Raw genomic sequence first — 17,860 nt, forward strand, 5'->3', positions numbered from 1 at the left:
TGAATACCTACCGAGCTCTAATCACCTTCCTCACCTTCTACCTCGACCACTAAGCCCATTACTTGTCGAACAAACGCCACTCGTTCTTCCACACTTCCCCATGGTACTTCGACGACTTCATAGCCCAGTTCCGCATAGGTATCGACTAGGGTTTGATGGATTTGTAGCGCTTCTTCAAAGCTATGTGGACGCACATCGTCTTGAACATAGATAGAGGCCTCAGGTCGACAAGTAAGCACCTTACTCTGGTACCCAGCACTCTCAGTCAAGAAGGCTTGCTCAACAGGACAACCTCCAACTTGTAGGTATGCCACGATGTCTGGGATAGCACGGTCAACGAAGGCAACCTCATGACTCAGTGCTTCTTGCTTCTGCTTCCCCATTAACTCAAGGCACAAGTTGGCAAACTCAGGTAGGTTGGTCCAAGGCAAGACACCGTTGTCCAACTGGCTTTGCTGCTCAATTAAGGTGCGAGAGCCCTCAGCAAAGATGGCGTAACCCAACTCTCCCAACGCATTCAATAAAGTGGTTTTGCCCGCTCCAGGACCACCCGTAATCACAATTGGCTTCATAACCTCATTCCTTTAGATACAAAAAAACCCGAGCGAAACTCGGGTTTTTTCTTAATAGAATCCGTTACAGCAGATTATTTTGCTGAACGTGAAGCACGCTTACGATCGCTTTCCGTTAGGAATTTCTTACGGATACGGATGCTTTCAGGTGTTACTTCTACTAGTTCGTCATCATCGATGAACTCTAGTGCTTGCTCAAGAGTCATCTTGATTGGCGGAGTAAGAACCTGTGCGTCATCTGTACCAGATGCACGAACGTTAGTTAGCTGCTTACCTTTCAGTGCGTTTACTGTTAGGTCGTTGTCGCGGCTGTGAATACCGATAACCATGCCTTCGTAAACTTCAACACCGTGACCGATGAATAGACGACCACGTTCTTGTAGGTTAAACAGTGCGTTTGTTAGCGCTTTACCCATCGCGTTCGCGATTAGTACACCGTTAACACGTTGACCGATGTTACCGCCTTTGTGTGGGCCGTAGTGGTCAAATGTATGGTATAGAAGACCAGAACCTGAAGTCAGTGTCATGAACTCAGTTTGGAAACCGATAAGACCACGTGATGGCATTTCGAAGTCCATACGTACACGGCCTTTACCATCTGGAGACATGTCTTTCAGCTCACCTTTACGTAGGCCGATGTTCTCCATGATGCCGCCTTGGTGCTCTTCCATAACGTCGATCGTTACAGTCTCGAACGGTTCCATTAGCTGACCATCTTCTTCTTTGATGATTACTTCTGGACGAGATACAGCAAGCTCGAAGCCTTCACGACGCATGTTTTCGATCAGGATAGAAAGGTGAAGTTCACCACGACCTGATACGCGGAATTTGTCTGGATCGTCTGTTTGCTCAACACGTAGTGCAACGTTGTGTACCAATTCTTTCTCTAGACGCTCAAGGATGTTACGTGAAGTCACGAACTTACCTTCTTTACCAGCGAATGGAGACGTGTTTACTTGGAACGTCATCGTTACTGTTGGTTCATCAACAGAAAGCGCAGGTAGTGCTTCTACTGCGTTTTGTGCACAGATAGTGTCAGAGATTTTTAGCTCACCAAGGCCAGTGATTGCAACAATATCACCCGCGTTCGCTTGCTCAACTTCGTGACGATCTAGGCCTAGGTAGCCCATTACTGTGCCCACTTTACCGTTGCGAGTTTTACCGTCAGCACCGATAACTGTTACTTGTTGGTTTGGCTTAACGCTACCACGAGTTACACGAGCAACACCGATAACACCAACGTAAGAGCTGTAATCTAGCTGAGAAACTTGCATCTGTAGAGGACCATCTAGGTCAACTTGAGGTGCAGTCACTTCTTCAACGATAGTTTGGAACAGTGGTTCCATGTTCTCGCCAGTTTCGCCTTCTTCTAGCGCAGCCCAACCGTTAAGTGCTGAAGCGTAAACTACTTTAAAGTCTAGCTGTTCGTCAGTTGCACCTAGGTTGTCGAATAGGTCGAATACTTGGTCCATAACCCAATCAGGACGAGCACCAGGACGGTCAATCTTGTTGATTACAACGATTGGCTTAAGACCGTGAGCGAATGCTTTTTGAGTTACGAAACGCGTTTGCGGCATTGGGCCGTCAACTGCGTCAACGATAAGTAGTACTGAATCTACCATCGACATGATACGTTCTACTTCACCACCGAAGTCCGCGTGTCCCGGAGTATCTACGATGTTGATGCGGTAGTCATTCCAGTTAATTGCTGTGTTTTTAGCAAGAATGGTAATGCCACGCTCTTTCTCAATGTCGTTCGAGTCCATGACTCGCTCTTCAGCTTCACCGCGAGACTCTAGCGTGCCTGATTGTTGTAGCAGCTTGTCAACCAACGTTGTTTTACCGTGGTCAACGTGCGCGATAATCGCGATATTTCTTAATTTATCAATCTGTGGAGTAGCCATGGATATTGATTCACTTAGATAGATGAAATGCCCCCATGCCGAGAACGGGTGCTCTCTGGCGACATTTGCTGATTAAAAAAACGGCCATAATGTACCAGATTTTAGCAAAAAGCCTAGAAATATGTGATCTACTCCTTAGCTTTTCTATCAATTTTACGCTTAGCGCCCACTTTCTTCCGTTACTCGAATTGATTCAACGCAATTTTATTCCAATCGTTGCTTATTACAAATTGACTCTTGCTCAAAATCTGGGCTAGATAAGCAACGTGATTGTCACATTGTGGTGCAATAATTTAAATTAGCACCAATATGGTGCATTCAGAGATCATTTTGGTGCAAACGTTTGCACCAAACTAGCATCTAAAAACTTAATTCCTTGAAATTAATGGAATAATTTTTTTGGCACGGTTTTGGCTTTAGAGAAACCAGCATCGATTAATAAAATGTCAAACAGATTAATCAATGCTGGATTTAATCAAATTTTCATAAATCGAGCTTACCGCTTTATTAACACTGGAGGTTATCCAAGATGTCAGTAGAAAACGTTTTATCACTGATCCAAGAAAACGAAGTTAAGTTTGTTGACCTACGCTTCACTGATACAAAAGGTAAAGAGCAGCACATCTCTATCCCTGCTCACCAAATCGACGCAGACTTCTTCGAAGAAGGTAAAATGTTCGATGGTTCATCAGTTGCTGGCTGGAAAGGCATTAACGAATCAGACATGGTTATGATGCCAGACGCATCTTCTGCAGTGCTTGACCCATTCACTGAAGATGCAACGCTAAACATCCGTTGTGACATCCTTGAGCCTGCAACAATGCAAGGCTACGACCGTGACCCTCGCTCTATCGCTAAACGCGCTGAAGACTTCATGCGTTCTACTGGCATTGCAGACACTGTACTTATCGGTCCTGAGCCAGAGTTCTTCCTATTTGACGACGTTAAGTTCGCGACTGACATGTCTGGTTCTTTCTTTAAGATTGACGACGTAGAAGCAGCGTGGAACACAGGTTCTGATTACGAAGAAGGTAACAAAGGTCACCGTCCAGGCGTTAAAGGTGGTTACTTCCCAGTAGCTCCTGTAGATTCATCTCAAGACATCCGTTCTGCTATGTGTCTAGTAATGGAAGAGATGGGCCTAGTTGTTGAAGCGCACCACCACGAAGTAGCAACTGCGGGTCAAAACGAAATCGCAACTCGCTTCAACACGCTAACAACGAAAGCTGACGAAATCCAAATCTACAAGTACGTTGTACACAACGTTGCTCACGCGTTTGGTAAGACTGCGACATTCATGCCTAAGCCACTAGTTGGTGACAACGGTAGCGGTATGCACGTTCACCAATCTCTAGCAAAAGACGGTGTAAACCTATTTGCTGGTGACAAGTACGGCGGCCTATCTGAAACTGCACTTTACTACATCGGCGGTATCATCAAGCACGCTCGCGCAATCAACGCATTTGCTAACCCAGCAACTAACTCGTACAAGCGTCTTGTACCAGGCTTCGAAGCACCAGTAATGCTAGCTTACTCCGCTCGTAACCGTTCTGCTTCTATCCGTATTCCAGTGGTACCAAGCCCTAAAGCGCGTCGTATCGAAGTTCGTTTCGGTGACCCAGCGGCTAACCCATACCTATGTTTCGCAGCAATGCTAATGGCTGGTCTTGACGGTATTAAGAACAAGATCCACCCAGGCGAAGCGATGGATAAAGACCTTTACGACCTACCAGCTGAAGAAGCAGCAGAAATCCCAACAGTTGCATACTCACTGAAAGACGCACTAGATGAACTAGATGCTGACCGTGAGTTCCTAACAGCAGGCGGCGTATTCTCTGACGACTTCATCGATTCTTACATCGGTCTTAAAGCTCAAGACGTAGAGAAAGTAAACATGACAACTCACCCACTAGAGTTCGAACTTTACTACTCTGTATAAGGTCTCAACTGTGTAAAATGTAAACACAGAAACAAAATATTAGGCTCGCCTCGCAGGCGGGCCTTTTTTGTATTCGCTCGCCCTATATGGGCGTTTAACATGGAGGGATAATTAAAATACGCTCAAACTCTTTTTCCTTATTGGTCAAGGAGCTAAGCACTCAAACGTGAAATCATCTATCAAAAGAAGGTGAGCAATGAAAGTTCAGCTTTTACCATCGCTATGCGCCTTAAGTGGCCTTTTAATGGCGTCCACTGTCTCATCACAAGTTGCCTATACTTGGGTGGATAAAGACGGCGTGGTGCACTTTAGCGACACCCCAAGTCAAGGTGCGAAAGCCATCTCTCTACCTAACCTTGAATCCAGTGCCCCAGCGCCAAGAGTGGAGAGTACCGAGTCTCTCGCTCCTCAAGCTAAAAACACATCAGAACCTCAAACCGATGAGAAACCAAAAGCAGACAAGCCTCTTCCGCTCTCCTTATCCATGCTGACACCAAAGCACGATGAAACCATTCGTAGCAACCCTGGCTCCATCAATATCCAACTCGAAGCCAACCGCAAGCTAGGCATTGGTGAACAACTGCAACTCTTCCTTGATGGCAAGCCATACGGTGCGCCACAAAGCCGATTAACATGGCAATTGAATAACATCGACCGTGGAACTCACACCCTTGCGGTACAAGCCAAAAGAAGCGGCAAGCTTATTGCATCTACTAGCCCTATAACGGTGCATTTACATAGAGCGAGTATCAAGCCGACCATTAAAGGGGCAAAGTAGAATATTAAGTGAAAAAAACCGCACTCTGATGGCGCTTTTCACTTTTTCTTCTGAGGTTTATTCGCCATACTTACGTTCTATTGCACCAATATAGTGCAGCGCACAAATACAACGCAAACAAGGACGTAATGTGGATACTAGTCTCTCCAGTGCCATTCTCAATAACATGGTGACAGCGACGCTGATTCTCGATGATGGATTAGCCGTCCGCTACGCCAACCCAGCGGCTGAACTCTTGTTCTCGCAAAGTGCTAAGCGCATTGTCGAGCAGTCGTTGTCTCAGCTGATTCAGCATGCATCATTAGATCTTGCGCTCCTCACTCAGCCATTGCAGAGCGGACAAAGCATCACGGACAGTGACGTGACTTTTGTGGTTGATGGCCGCCCTTTGATGCTAGAAGTGACTGTCAGTCCGATCACATGGCAGAAGCAGTTAATGCTGTTGGTTGAGATGCGTAAGATTGACCAACAACGCCGACTCACTCAAGAGCTTAACCAACATGCCCAACAGCAGGCGGCGAAGCTTTTGGTGCGTGGTTTAGCGCATGAAATCAAAAACCCACTTGGCGGTTTACGCGGCGCAGCACAGTTACTGGAGAAAATGCTGCCCGATCCTTCTTTGACGGAATACACCCACATCATTATTGAACAAGCCGACCGCTTGAGAGCATTAGTCGATCGCTTGCTAGGGCCTCAAAAACCGGGCAAAAAGACCCAAGAGAACCTACACCAAGTGCTTGAAAAAGTGCGTCAATTGGTTGAGTTAGAATCTCAGCATTCGGTTGTGATTGAGCGTGATTACGATCCGAGCTTGCCAGAGATTTTAATGGACGCTGACCAAATCGAACAGGCGATGCTCAACATTGTAAGCAATGCGGCGCAAATCCTCTCTCACCAAGAGCATGGCAAAATAACCATACGCACCAGAACGGTGCATCAAGCCAATATTCATGGTCAGCGTTGCAAACTCGCGGCGCGTGTAGAGATCACCGACAACGGTCCGGGTATCCCGCCAGAACTACAAGACACGCTTTTCTACCCGATGGTCAGTGGCCGTGAGGGCGGAACAGGACTTGGCTTGTCTATTTCACAAAATTTGATCGACCAGCACAACGGCAAGATTGATGTCGAGAGTTGGCCAGGTCACACCACTTTTACAATTTATTTGCCAATCTGACTTGATTAAATGGCTTTTCGATTCGTCAGTTTTTAGGCTTTTGCTGCAAGGATTTATTACATGAGTAAAGGATATGTTTGGGTCGTCGATGACGACAGTTCGATTCGTTGGGTAATGGAGAAAACCCTCTCCTCTGCCAACATAAAATGCGAAACCTATGCGGACGGAGAAAGCGTGTTAATGGCGCTAGAGCGTGAAGTACCAGACGTTTTGGTCTCAGACATTCGCATGCCGGGTATCGATGGCTTGGAGCTACTAAAGCAGGTTCAGCGTGATTACCCCGACCTGCCCGTAATCATCATGACGGCGCACTCCGATTTGGATGCGGCGGTGAACGCTTATCAAAAAGGCGCTTTCGAATACCTACCAAAGCCATTTGATATTGATGAAACTCTAACGCTAGTAGAACGTGCGATAGCCCATAGCCAAGAGAACAAACGCGAGCAACTTCTGCCTGATGATATCCCAACCGACACGCCTGAAATTATTGGTGAAGCTCCTGCGATGCAGGAAGTGTTTCGTGCCATCGGTCGTTTATCGCGTTCTTCGATTTCCGTTCTGATCAATGGTGAATCCGGTACTGGTAAAGAACTGGTTGCTCACGCCCTACACCGCCACAGCCCGCGCGCCAACAAACCTTTTATTGCCCTCAATATGGCCGCGATCCCAAAAGACTTAATTGAATCGGAGTTGTTTGGTCACGAGAAAGGCGCATTTACTGGTGCAAATAGCGTTCGCCAAGGTCGTTTTGAGCAAGCTAATGGCGGTACCCTGTTTTTGGATGAAATCGGTGACATGCCGCTGGATATCCAAACGCGTTTATTGCGTGTTTTGGCGGACGGTCAGTTCTATCGAGTCGGTGGCCACTCTCCAATTCGCGTGGATGTTCGCATCGTGGCGGCAACCCACCAAAACCTAGAAAAGCTGGTTCACGAAGGCGATTTCCGTGAGGATTTATTCCACCGTTTAAACGTCATTCGTGTACAGATCCCAGCACTGAGAGAACGTAAGCAAGACATCGAAAAGCTGACACAGCACTTCTTGGTTCGTGCAGCTGATGAGCTCGGTGTCGAAACCAAAACACTGCACCCTTCTTCGGTCGAAATTCTTAACCGTCTCGATTGGCCGGGTAACGTACGTCAGTTAGAAAACATCTGTCGTTGGCTGACTGTGATGGCAAGCGGTAGCGAAGTCTTGCCAAGTGACTTGCCTGCAGAGCTGCTGGAAGAGAAGAAAATCGTCACCGAAGCCACCAGCGGCAGTTGGCAAGAACAATTAGCGGATTGGGCACGCCATGCGCTAGAAGCTGGGGATAAAGAACTGCTCTCCTACGCTTTGCCAGAATTTGAACGCATTTTATTGGAAGCGGCGTTAGAACACACTAAAGGTCACAAGCAAGATGCCGCTAAAGTACTTGGATGGGGACGCAATACCCTAACTCGGAAATTAAAAGAATTGTACTGATCTCGAACGGTTACGAGTTTGACAAATGGTTATCAAGCGCACACTTTTTCGCTCGCTTGATAACCTAAGTGTCAGTACAATTATGGTACGACACCCCTTATGTGACTAGGCAATGTCAAACGCGACGACTCAAATTACACTACGCACTGCTGTTCTCATCCCATTTGTGATGATTTTTTTGCTGGCTATCGGTGTGATTGTCTACGTCCAAAAACAGAGCTACGAAGAAGTCGTCACCGACATCAGTGACAAACAGCTTTCTGTCCTCACGGAGAGTGTTCACGACCACCTCAATGACTACCTGCGCAAGCCTTTCACTGCCGTTAACGCTCTAGGGCACAACGTCAGTTATCACAACCTTTACCACCCAAACGACACCAAAGACGTTCAAGCTTATCTGCTTAGTGCCTTCAAAGACTTGTACCACTCGATGCCACAACTGGATGTGATTGCCTTTGGCTCAGAAACGGGTGACTTTACCGGCTTTCGACGTGAGTCAGCTGACGCCTATACCCTCATGGTGCAAGACCACCGAACCGATGGCAACTTAGTGATTTACGGCAGTGAAGAAATCAGTGACGATATTCGCACGGTTATTGCGTCGTATGACCCTCGCACTCGCCCTTGGTATCAGCCTGTCGCGCAAGATAAAAAGCCACATTGGTCACCGATTTACGCCAATGCAGACGAGCGCCAAGACATTACGCTATCTGCCATGACTCCGGTATTTGAGCAGGGTAAATTTGCTGGTGTGTTAGTAACCGATGTGCGCATTAATACCTTCAATCAGTTCCTACAAGAGCTCAAACAAGAGACCAACGCCTCTGTTTATATCATGGACCAAGCACATCGCTTAGTCGCTCATTCGGGGCAAGGCAGCGTGATTTCATGGGGAACAAAGTTTTCAGACAAAGGGCAGCGCCTGCTAGCAGAAGAAAGCATCGACCCAATTATTCAAATGAGCGCTGCACGTGTAAGTGGACAATCACTCACTTACAGCGACCAACCCTACACATTCGAATTCGATTTTAATGGCCAACGTACCTTTAGCCGTATCACACCGTACTACGATGCCAATGGCTTAACTTGGTTTATTGGCACTTCAATCTCAGAAACAGAGCTACTCGGTACGCTTCCGAAAAGCCAACAAAAGAGTTGGATAGTCGGCTTTTTAGTCAGTTTATTTGGCATCGTTATTAGCATGCTGATATTCAATCGGGTTACTCGCCCTATCAATGCCACCGCAACGGCCGCACAGCATTTAGCCAAAGGGGATTGGGATAGCACCATGCCTAAGCCGGGCTACGTGTACGAAACCACCGTTCTGGTACAAGCCTTTAATGAAATGAAGGGAAATCTAAAAGCCTCATTTAAAGCACTACGTGAACAGCTTGAATTTGATTCTCTTACCCGCTTATACAGTCGCCAAGGTTTGATAGAAGTGAGCGAAACGTTGACTCATTCGGGCCAAGGTAGCTTGTATCTTATTGGGATCAACAAATTTAGGGATATCAACGACAGTATCGGCCATCACAATGGCGATCAGCTGCTGATTCATATTGCAGAGAGACTCAAACAGCAACTTCATGACGAAGCGACACTCGCTCGAATTGGTGGTGATGAATTTGCGGTATTCATGCCAACGACACACTCAGATGAAGACATCCGCTTGACCGAGCGACGCCTACAACAGCTGCTGGCAGCGCCATTCATGCTTGATGGTGAAACTGTGGTCATCAAGATTTCTGTTGGTGTCGTTCGCACACAACCAGAGCAAACCATGTCGCTATGGCTGCGTAACGCCAGTATTGCGCTCAGCTATGCCAAACAAGATTCCCGCACCAGCGTTTGCCATTACAGCCCAGAGATGGCGAGTGCTTCTAAGTTCAGAACTCAGATGTTGGCAAAGATCCAGACGGGTATTGATAACCGAGAGTTTGTACCTTTTTATCAGCCGATCATTGACCTCGCAACGGGCAACATTTGTGGTGCGGAGGCATTGGCTCGCTGGCACAGTGAATCTGGCATGATTTCACCACTCGACTTCATCCCTATCGCAGAAGAAAGCGGCATGATCAAAACCATTGGTCAGCAAATCCTTTTCCAAGCTTGTAGTGACACTCGAAAAGCCATCGACAACAAACAATGGCCGCATGACTTCCAACTGCACGTCAATGTGTCGGTTCATCAGTTGTCGAGCCCTAACTTCGTTGAGTCCGTTGCGAAAGTTCTGCACACAACTGGCCTTGCAGCAAATAACGTGACGTTAGAGATCACCGAGTCGCGTATTATTGACAGCGCACCAACGACATTGGATAACTTACTCAAGCTGAGAGAGATGGGACTGGGTATTGCGATTGATGACTTCGGTACAGGTTACTCGTCATTAGCTTACTTACATGCGTTGCCGTTTACCTGCTTGAAAATAGATCGCACCTTCATTAATCGCCTTACCAAAGAGAACCTCGACAGCTCTGTGGTTGCGGCGATCATCAACATCACCAAGGGCATGAAAACCAATGTTGTGGCAGAAGGGGTAGAAACCGCTGCGCAAGCACAATTGCTCAGCTCGCTTGGATGTAATCAAGTGCAAGGCTTCTATTACAGCCGCCCTATGCCGATGGAAGAATGGCCAACACATTTGGTTAACATGAAGTAGAAAACAACGGAAATCGTTGAATTCCTAGTCATCCTCTACTGACAATCTACCTAACTGTTATTTATACTTAACTGCAAATCTTCCCCATGTATTGTCATTGATAATGTTTGGGCTGAGTTCCTGTTCACAACAAACAACCCGGATCGACATAATGATAACTAAGAATCTTCCCCTAACTGATTTGCACCGTCACCTTGACGGTAACATTCGTACTAAGACTATTCTTGAGCTTGGTCAGCAATTTGGTATTGCTCTGCCTGCTTACGATATCGAATCGCTAACACCACACGTTCAAATTGTTGAAGCTGAGCCATCTCTTGTAGCCTTCCTTTCTAAGCTTGATTGGGGTGTGGCGGTACTGGGCGATCTAGACGCATGTCGCCGCGTTGCTTACGAAAACGTAGAAGACGCACTGAACGCGCAAATCGACTACGCCGAACTTCGCTTCTCTCCTTACTACATGGCAATGAAACATAAACTGCCAGTGGCAGGCGTTGTGGAAGCCGTGGTTGATGGCGTGCAAGCGGGTATGCGCGATTTTGGCATCAAGGCAAACCTAATCGGTATCATGAGCCGTACTTTCGGTACTGATGCTTGTCAGCAAGAGCTGGATGCAATCCTTAGCCAAAAAGACCACATGGTCGCTGTTGACCTAGCTGGTGATGAGCTTGGCCAACCGGGTGATCGTTTTGTTTCTCACTTCAAGCAAGTGCGCGACGCAGGTCTGAATGTGACTGTCCACGCTGGTGAAGCGGCGGGTGCAGAAAGCATGTGGCAAGCAATCCAAGAACTTGGTGCTACGCGTATCGGTCACGGCGTGAAAGCAATTCACGACCCTAAACTGATGGATTACCTTGCAGAAAATCGCATTGGTATTGAATCGTGCCTGACGTCTAACTTCCAAACCAGCACGGTTGAGTCATTAGCAAACCACCCACTGAAACAGTTCCTAGATCACGGTGTACTTGCGTGTCTGAACACAGACGATCCAGCTGTGGAAGGTATTGAACTGCCTTACGAATACGAAGTGGCGGCTCCAGCAGCAGGTCTAACTCAAGAACAGATTCGCCAAGCGCAAATCAACGGCCTAGATATCGCTTTCCTATCAGACGCAGAGAAAACTGAGCTGAAAGAAAAAGTGAAAGATCGCGTTTAATTGCCGCGAAAGACATAAAAAATGCCAGCATCTGCTGGCATTTTTTGTATTCGAAATCTGCTTAGAGGTTAGATAACGCGAGAAAACTGCTGCTGACGCGCTTTCGCTCGTAGGTACTTATCGAAGCACATGCAGATGTTGCGAATCAGAAGGCGGCCACGCAGGGTAACGCGAATTTCGCTGTCATCCACTTCTACCAATTGATCATTGATAAAGGTTTGCAGTAGACCTAAATCTTCTTTGAAGTATTGATCGAACTTCACGCCGAACTCAGACTCAATGGCCTTCTTGTCCAACTTAAAGTTACAGATAAGCTGTTTGATCACTTCACGGCGCAATAGGTCATCCGCATCCAGTGATACGCCTTTCCACAATGCATGGCGAGATTCATTCACTTGTGCGTAGTATTTCTTCAACTCTTTTTGGTTTTGCGCGTACGCATCACCAATCATTGAAATTGCAGAAACACCAAAGCCGACCAAGTCACATTCACCTTGCGTCGTGTAGCCTTGGAAATTGCGATGCAAAATACCTTCACGCTGAGCCACAGCAAGCTCATCATCCGGCATTGCAAAGTGGTCCATGCCGATGAACTGGTAACCAGCGCCTGTTAGCGTTGCGATGGTGTCTTGCAGAATAGCCATCTTCTCTTCCGCTTTTGGCAAATCGTCGTCTTTAATCTTACGCTGCGCAGCGAACAATTGCGGCATGTGTGCGTAGTTAAACACAGACAAACGACCCGGTTGCATTTCTAGCACTTGCTCTAATGTTTTCGCAAAAGACGCCTTAGTTTGTTTCGGTAAGCCGTAAATCAAATCAAGGTTAGTCGAGCGGAAGCCAAGCTCTTTCGCACGTGCGACCATGGCAAAGATAAATTCTTCATCTTGCTCACGGTTCACAAGCTGCTGAACTTCTTTGTTGAAGTCCTGCACACCAATGCTCAGACGGTTGAAGCCTTCACCACGAAGGTGATCCAGCATAGTTAGCTCAATTTCACGAGGGTCAACTTCAATACTGATTTCCGCATCCGCACTAAAGGTGAACTCTTGGCGTAGCAAGTCCATCACACGTGTGATTTGTTTTTCAGATAGGAAAGTTGGTGTACCACCACCAAAATGCAATTGAGTCACAGTGCGCTCACCCAATAACGAAGCGCGTTGGCGAATCTCGTGCTCAAGCACATCTAGGTATTCGTCTGCTTTGTGCGAATGGCGAGTAATGACTTTATTACAGCCACAGTAGTAGCAAAGCTTATGACAGAACGGAATGTGAACGTACAGAGATAGCGGGCGTTCTGGGTACTGAGTGCATGCCATATCGTAGTCCGAGATGGTAAACGCTTCATGAAATTCCAGCGCAGTCGGGTACGACGTGTAGCGCGGACCAGAGTAGTTGTACTTATCCAACACCGCTTGATCCCAGACGATTTGCTGTTTCGATTCAGTATGTTGATTCGACATGGTGGTACTTTCCGTTAAATGCTAGGGAGACGTATATCGCCACCCGATATTCAGAAACCGCTATTTTGCCATACGACGATGGCAACTACGGTAGCCGTTGGCGGCTTTTTAAGTATAAAACCAAAGAAGTGCTAGCGTGATCACGATACCCCCAATGGTGATAGGGAAACCATCAGGGGTACGAATTAGATCATCTGAATATTGATTTGGTTATTCAGTGGCTGGACGTTTTTTTGCAACACTTTGAGTTCTTCTATGATCGCATCCGTTAAGCGCTGCTCCGCTTTATGGCGATCTAAGTTTTGTTGCATACGCTCTTTCTTAGCAAGGTTCTGACGGTCTTCACCGCGCGCCATATCTTTCACAACATGATACAGCTCAGAAATCGCAGGGTATGTTTTATCAAAATCAACTCGGTCTTCACCCTGAACATAGTCCATGATGTTGTAAACACGGATGCTGATTTCAGACAAATCACACTGACCTTGGATGCCTGCCTGACATAAGGTATGCACGTTCTCAAAAATGTTGGCGTTACGTTTATCGATCGCCAATTTTTTGTGCTTCAGTTGCAATTCCTTTTGCTTTTTCAATTGAAGCAGAAGGTAACCTGCATAAGAAGCCAGCGCGATAATGATCACTGCACCTGCAATCGCTAATAAGGTTACGTTCATGAGTTACTTATCCTTTGTAGTCGTCGAAGTTGATGTCATCGAAGTCTGCCAGTAGGTCATCGTCGTTACGAGTACCTTTAGCAGCAGGAGCGGTAAAGTCTTCCTCTTCTTCCGGCTCAAGCAGACCCAGTTGGTCCATCAGTTTTTCGATGCGATCTAGCTTCTCATCTACGTATTTCTGTAGACCTGTGCCTAGGTTCTCACCCGCTTCAATACGATCCAACAATACGTTCAATTGCGCATCGTTTTCTAGCATCTCTAGCTCTTGTGCAGCTGATAAACGACGCTCTTGCTTCGTTTGCTTCTTCACAGGCTCAACGATCAGAGGAATCTTCTTCTTGCTACCTAAACGCGGATCGCGATTTTGTGCAGCAGATTGCTTCTTCTGTTCGTTTACTTCTGAGTTACGGTTACCGGTCTTCAAGCCTTTACGCTTTTTAGCGCGCTTGCGCAGACGGCCTTGAACGTCAGATTCTGTACGGTTACGAGTTACAACAAACTCAGGTGCGCCAGCGGCACCTGGCTTTCTAGATTTTTTACTACGGCTCATTACTGGGCTTTCCTCAGTAAAATTACATCATTACCAATAAATTCGAGTTCGAGCTTATCCCGCTCAGCTAGGAACTGGAACGTTTCACGGCTAAAGAACACCACATGAGTTGGATCGTTCTTGTAGTGCCATGATTGAAAGGCTTCAACATCGATGACCATTTTCGTCATCAGGCCTATCCAGCCACCTGGCTTAACTAAATTCAACCATTGCTTCCACACCATATCAGGGTGGTAGAGGTGTTCGATCACCTCTGTTGCTGTCATGAAGTCATACTGTCTTTCTAGCACCGATGTATCAGGGTGATAGTAAAGATCATACAACGCCATGTTGTGCCCCGCCTCTTCTAACATTAATGAAAGCGTTGGGCCTGGACCACAACCAAAGTCGATTCCGTTCGATTGTGGTGAAATTCGCTCTGCGATTGGGTCAGCAATTCGCGACAAAAAATGTCGATATCCCATATCTTCGGGATTGTTCTCATGCAGATCATAGTGAGCTTTTTCAGTTTCCGCATCCAAACGTTGGTCTGGATTGACGAATACCAAACTGCACTGCTCACACTGAAGATACTCGCGTCGCTTGTCTTCAAAAAAGTGGTGAGTGCGCTGATTCTGGCATAAAGGACAGGTGTGCATGCTGACTTCCTCAAACAGGGATGCGAAACATACCAGAAAGTGGACACAGATTGGAGTGTTGTTGGATACTTTTTCAGCAGTTTTTGTTAAAAAACTTTGATTGGCAAAAATGAATATAAAAAAAGCGACAGTGAGACTGTCGCTTTCTGAATGCCACCAATAAGTGGCGAAACTGTGTTGCACACATCGGGTGCACCAAGAATCCTTTTGTTTTTCGAGCTTTCCCTGCCAAAAAGTGTTGTTCTTCATCGTCCTGATGAGTTTTGGCTATCCTTTCACTTCCTGTTTACTGAGCTACTTCCTGAAGCCTGATCCGTTTCGCTGTCTTAACCGTTAGACTAGATGACCATCCATATCTGATAGGCTCCTTGCCTATCTAAGTCCCTTTTCCGACTACCAAACGTCCTTCGTTTGCGTCCTTGGAGACCTTATATCCATGGTCTAAATTCCTGAGATTCACTCCTTGTGAACAGCTTCTACTTTACGGATTGGATAAAAACCAACAAGTCATTGAAAGAAATTATTGATAGGATTTTTTCGTCAAAAATAATTAACTATTTTTATCAATAACTTAAAAACAAAAGAGAGAAATAGTATCGACCAAGTATGGCAAATGTCTCACAAAGCACCGAGCTAACTATCTCTTCATCCCCAAAAACCATGTGTGATTGATATCACTAATAAATAGGTATTAAGAAAATAAGACCGTGATTAAGTAAGGTCACTAACAAAAATGCCCCAGCGAAAGCGCTAGGGCATTTTTGTGTAACTGTGCTCGAACTTTGTAGGGGTTTAGTGCAGACCGCCAACGTATTTCGACAGAACTTCGATGTCTTCGTCTGTCATTTTCTTCGCGATGTCACGCATCATGGCATTCATGTCGTTACCACGGTTACCATCACGGAACTTCTCTAGCTGAGCTTTGATGTAGTCAGAGTGCTGACCAGAAATTTTAGGGAAACCTGAAAGCTCAGTGCCGTTACCACGAGGACCGTGACATGCGATACATGCGGTTAGACCGCGCTCTGCATCACCAGCGGTGTACAGTACTTTACCTTTCTCAACAACGTCTTCTGGTGTTGAGCTCTCTGAGATTGGTAGAGAGGCGTAGTATGCAGACAGATCAGCGATATCTTCATCGCTCAGTGGCATTGCCATACCACTCATTACAGGGTCGTAACGACCTTGTTTACCACCACTAGTCATACCTAGTTTTAGATCTTTTAACTGCTTCTCAAGATACTTAGCGTGTTGGCCTGCAAGTTTCGGGTACATTGCGATTGCACTGTTACCGTCCGCTCCGTGACAGGCGACACAAGTTTGTGATTTTGCTTTACCAGCTTCAATATTACCTTGGGCCCATACTGAGCAACTGGCTAAAAGACTCAAAATTAGCGCTAATTTCTTCATGACATTCCATTATAATTATCAAGCTTCCAGTACCACGGAATGTGAACATACCGCGTACACTCATGGTACAATAGGCGACCTTATGCCGAGCACGGTTATTTTACACAATTTCACAAAAAAGTAATCAATCGACTACACAAAGTCGAGATGGAGTTAACAGTGAGCGTAAAAATTCATTACCAAAACACGCATTTCATCACCAGCGCACCCGATATTCGTCACTTACCTGAGGACGAAGGTGTCGAAATTGCGTTTGCAGGACGCTCAAACGCTGGTAAATCGAGTGCACTTAACCGTCTTACTAACCAAAAAAGCTTAGCGAAGACATCAAAGACCCCAGGTCGCACTCAATTGATCAACCTTTTCAAAGTGGAAGAAGGTTGTCACATTGTCGATTTGCCAGGATATGGCTTCGCTCAAGTACCGATTGAGATGAAGAACAAATGGCAAAAATCATTGGGTGAATACCTGCAGAAACGCGAGTGCCTAAAAGGCTTGGTGGTTCTGATGGATATCCGTCACCCAATGAAAGATCTCGACCAACAAATGATTTTCTGGGCGATCGACAGCCGCATCCCTGTTCAAGTTCTTCTGACTAAAGCAGACAAACTGAAAAGCGGTGCTCGCAAACAAACGCTACTGAAAATCCGCAAACAAGTAGAAACTTTTGGTGGTGACGTATCGGTTGATGTGTTCTCTTCACTAAAAGGCCTAGGCGTAGATCAGCTACGTGCCAAACTCGACACATGGTTTGCACCAGCATTTGCGCACTTGCTTGAAGAAGACGAGCAAGACGCTCACGAGAGCGGCGAAGAATAATTAACAAAATTTGTTAAATTTTTTCGATACAGCCCTGCCTTTTGGTGGGGCTTTTGTTTATTCGTCATCCAAAACCGTGAATTTCAGGCAATAAAAATCCCCACCTTCCTGGCAGGGATAACGGGAGAGAAAAATTGGTAATTATTGTTATGTGGCGAAGCATTACTGAACTGAGATTCGATTTCAATAGGTTAAAAAGCAATCTTATTTCCTGCCCACCGACAAATAGTTCCTCTCACACATCTCAATAGCTTTAATATTCAGATAGTTAAGTTAAATAAAGCATCAAAAAGACGTAACTTAGTTTCTTTCAAGAAAAAATAATAGTGTGACTGGCGTAAATTTACAGGATGAATAACGCAATAAATTTGAAGGAAAAATCGAGATTTTGCAGTGACTTAGAGAGGTCAAAAGAGAAGATTTTTGAGGGCTTATTTTAACTTACTGATCCAAAAGAAAAATTTTCTTTCGCCCAATAAAAAACGCCCCAGTCAAAAACTGACTGGGGCGGCTGAATCAGCCTAATCCAATAACGTGAAACAAAAGGTCTGAAAGATAGAACATCTTACCTCTGTACCCTACGAGAGATAATGTACAACAATTGGTCAGATTTGCAAAGAACTTTTGTAGTTTTTTTTCATGAAAGTTTTATTAAGCAAC

At 46.0% G+C, this 17,860-nt stretch carries 15 protein-coding genes; 7 read left to right on the top strand and 8 right to left on the bottom strand.

The annotated features are described in order from the left end of the window. Positions 1 to 17: 17 nt before the first annotated feature. Together A9237_RS07610 and typA are read right to left on the bottom strand one after the other, a co-directional pair. Positions 18 to 572 carry an AAA family ATPase gene (locus A9237_RS07610; RefSeq protein ID WP_078607979.1) on the bottom strand — a complete coding sequence of 185 codons (555 nt, stop codon included), beginning with the start codon at positions 570 to 572 and terminating at the stop codon, positions 18 to 20. Between the two features lie 74 nt (positions 573 to 646). Further along, on the bottom strand, positions 647 to 2,476 hold the full coding sequence (typA, locus tag A9237_RS07615; protein WP_005434522.1) for a translational GTPase TypA: 1,830 nt from the start codon (positions 2,474 to 2,476) through the stop codon (positions 647 to 649). A 529-nt stretch (positions 2,477 to 3,005) separates the two neighbouring features. Here typA and glnA point away from each other — a divergent pair. The 6 genes from glnA to add all read left to right on the top strand — a co-directional run bounded on the left by glnA (position 3,006) and on the right by add (position 11,649). Then, positions 3,006 to 4,415: a glutamate--ammonia ligase gene (gene glnA, locus A9237_RS07625; protein ID WP_005434524.1), complete on the top strand. Its 1,410-nt coding sequence runs from the start codon at positions 3,006 to 3,008 to the stop codon at positions 4,413 to 4,415. Positions 4,416 to 4,611: 196 nt separating this feature from the next. Continuing rightward, positions 4,612 to 5,193, top strand: coding sequence for a DUF4124 domain-containing protein (locus A9237_RS07630; protein ID WP_078607980.1), 582 nt, complete (start codon positions 4,612 to 4,614; stop codon positions 5,191 to 5,193). Between the two features lie 166 nt (positions 5,194 to 5,359). Next, positions 5,360 to 6,370, top strand: coding sequence for a nitrogen regulation protein NR(II) (gene glnL, locus A9237_RS07635; RefSeq protein ID WP_020195449.1), 1,011 nt, complete (start codon positions 5,360 to 5,362; stop codon positions 6,368 to 6,370). 60 nt (positions 6,371 to 6,430) lie between these two features. Continuing rightward, the gene (glnG, locus tag A9237_RS07640) at positions 6,431 to 7,834 is read left to right on the top strand and encodes a nitrogen regulation protein NR(I) (protein ID WP_009707980.1); all 1,404 of its coding nucleotides are present in this window, start codon (positions 6,431 to 6,433) and stop codon (positions 7,832 to 7,834) included. 112 nt (positions 7,835 to 7,946) lie between these two features. Then, the gene (gene gepA, locus A9237_RS07645) at positions 7,947 to 10,493 is read left to right on the top strand and encodes a phosphodiesterase GepA (protein ID WP_078607981.1); all 2,547 of its coding nucleotides are present in this window, start codon (positions 7,947 to 7,949) and stop codon (positions 10,491 to 10,493) included. A gap of 151 nt (positions 10,494 to 10,644) precedes the next feature. Then, a complete protein-coding gene (gene add, locus A9237_RS07650; RefSeq protein WP_039841133.1) occupies positions 10,645 to 11,649 on the top strand; it encodes an adenosine deaminase in 1,005 nt (334 codons plus the stop codon). Positions 11,650 to 11,717: 68 nt separating this feature from the next. On the opposite strand, the gene hemN is transcribed toward add, so the two are convergent. The 5 genes from hemN to A9237_RS07680 all read right to left on the bottom strand — a co-directional run bounded on the left by hemN (position 11,718) and on the right by A9237_RS07680 (position 16,381). Continuing rightward, a complete protein-coding gene (hemN, locus tag A9237_RS07655) occupies positions 11,718 to 13,109 on the bottom strand; it encodes an oxygen-independent coproporphyrinogen III oxidase (protein WP_078607982.1) in 1,392 nt (463 codons plus the stop codon). A 185-nt stretch (positions 13,110 to 13,294) separates the two neighbouring features. Further along, positions 13,295 to 13,783, bottom strand: a complete 489-nt coding sequence (locus A9237_RS07660; RefSeq protein ID WP_005434536.1) for a DUF2489 domain-containing protein — start codon at positions 13,781 to 13,783, stop codon at positions 13,295 to 13,297. 7 nt (positions 13,784 to 13,790) lie between these two features. Further along, positions 13,791 to 14,333, bottom strand: a complete 543-nt coding sequence (yihI, locus tag A9237_RS07665; protein WP_005434538.1) for a Der GTPase-activating protein YihI — start codon at positions 14,331 to 14,333, stop codon at positions 13,791 to 13,793. Then, positions 14,333 to 14,971: a class I SAM-dependent methyltransferase gene (locus A9237_RS07670; RefSeq protein WP_038894009.1), complete on the bottom strand. Its 639-nt coding sequence runs from the start codon at positions 14,969 to 14,971 to the stop codon at positions 14,333 to 14,335. The genes yihI and A9237_RS07670 overlap by 1 nt, the downstream gene beginning before the upstream one ends. Positions 14,972 to 15,763: 792 nt before the next feature. Then, entirely contained in the window at positions 15,764 to 16,381 is a 618-nt protein-coding gene (locus A9237_RS07680; protein WP_005430024.1) for a c-type cytochrome, read from the bottom strand. A 159-nt stretch (positions 16,382 to 16,540) separates the two neighbouring features. On the opposite strand from A9237_RS07680, the gene yihA reads away from it, so the two are divergent. Continuing rightward, positions 16,541 to 17,200, top strand: a complete 660-nt coding sequence (yihA, locus tag A9237_RS07685; protein ID WP_009707987.1) for a ribosome biogenesis GTP-binding protein YihA/YsxC — start codon at positions 16,541 to 16,543, stop codon at positions 17,198 to 17,200. A gap of 516 nt (positions 17,201 to 17,716) precedes the next feature. On the opposite strand, the gene spfP is transcribed toward yihA, so the two are convergent. Next, on the bottom strand, positions 17,717 to 17,764 hold the full coding sequence (spfP, locus tag A9237_RS27670; protein ID WP_438356636.1) for a small protein SpfP: 48 nt from the start codon (positions 17,762 to 17,764) through the stop codon (positions 17,717 to 17,719). Between the last annotated feature and the right edge of the window lie 96 nt (positions 17,765 to 17,860).

The sequence above is a fragment of the Vibrio owensii genome, from assembly GCF_002021755.1.
Taxonomy (GTDB): Bacteria; Pseudomonadota; Gammaproteobacteria; order Enterobacterales; family Vibrionaceae; genus Vibrio; species Vibrio owensii.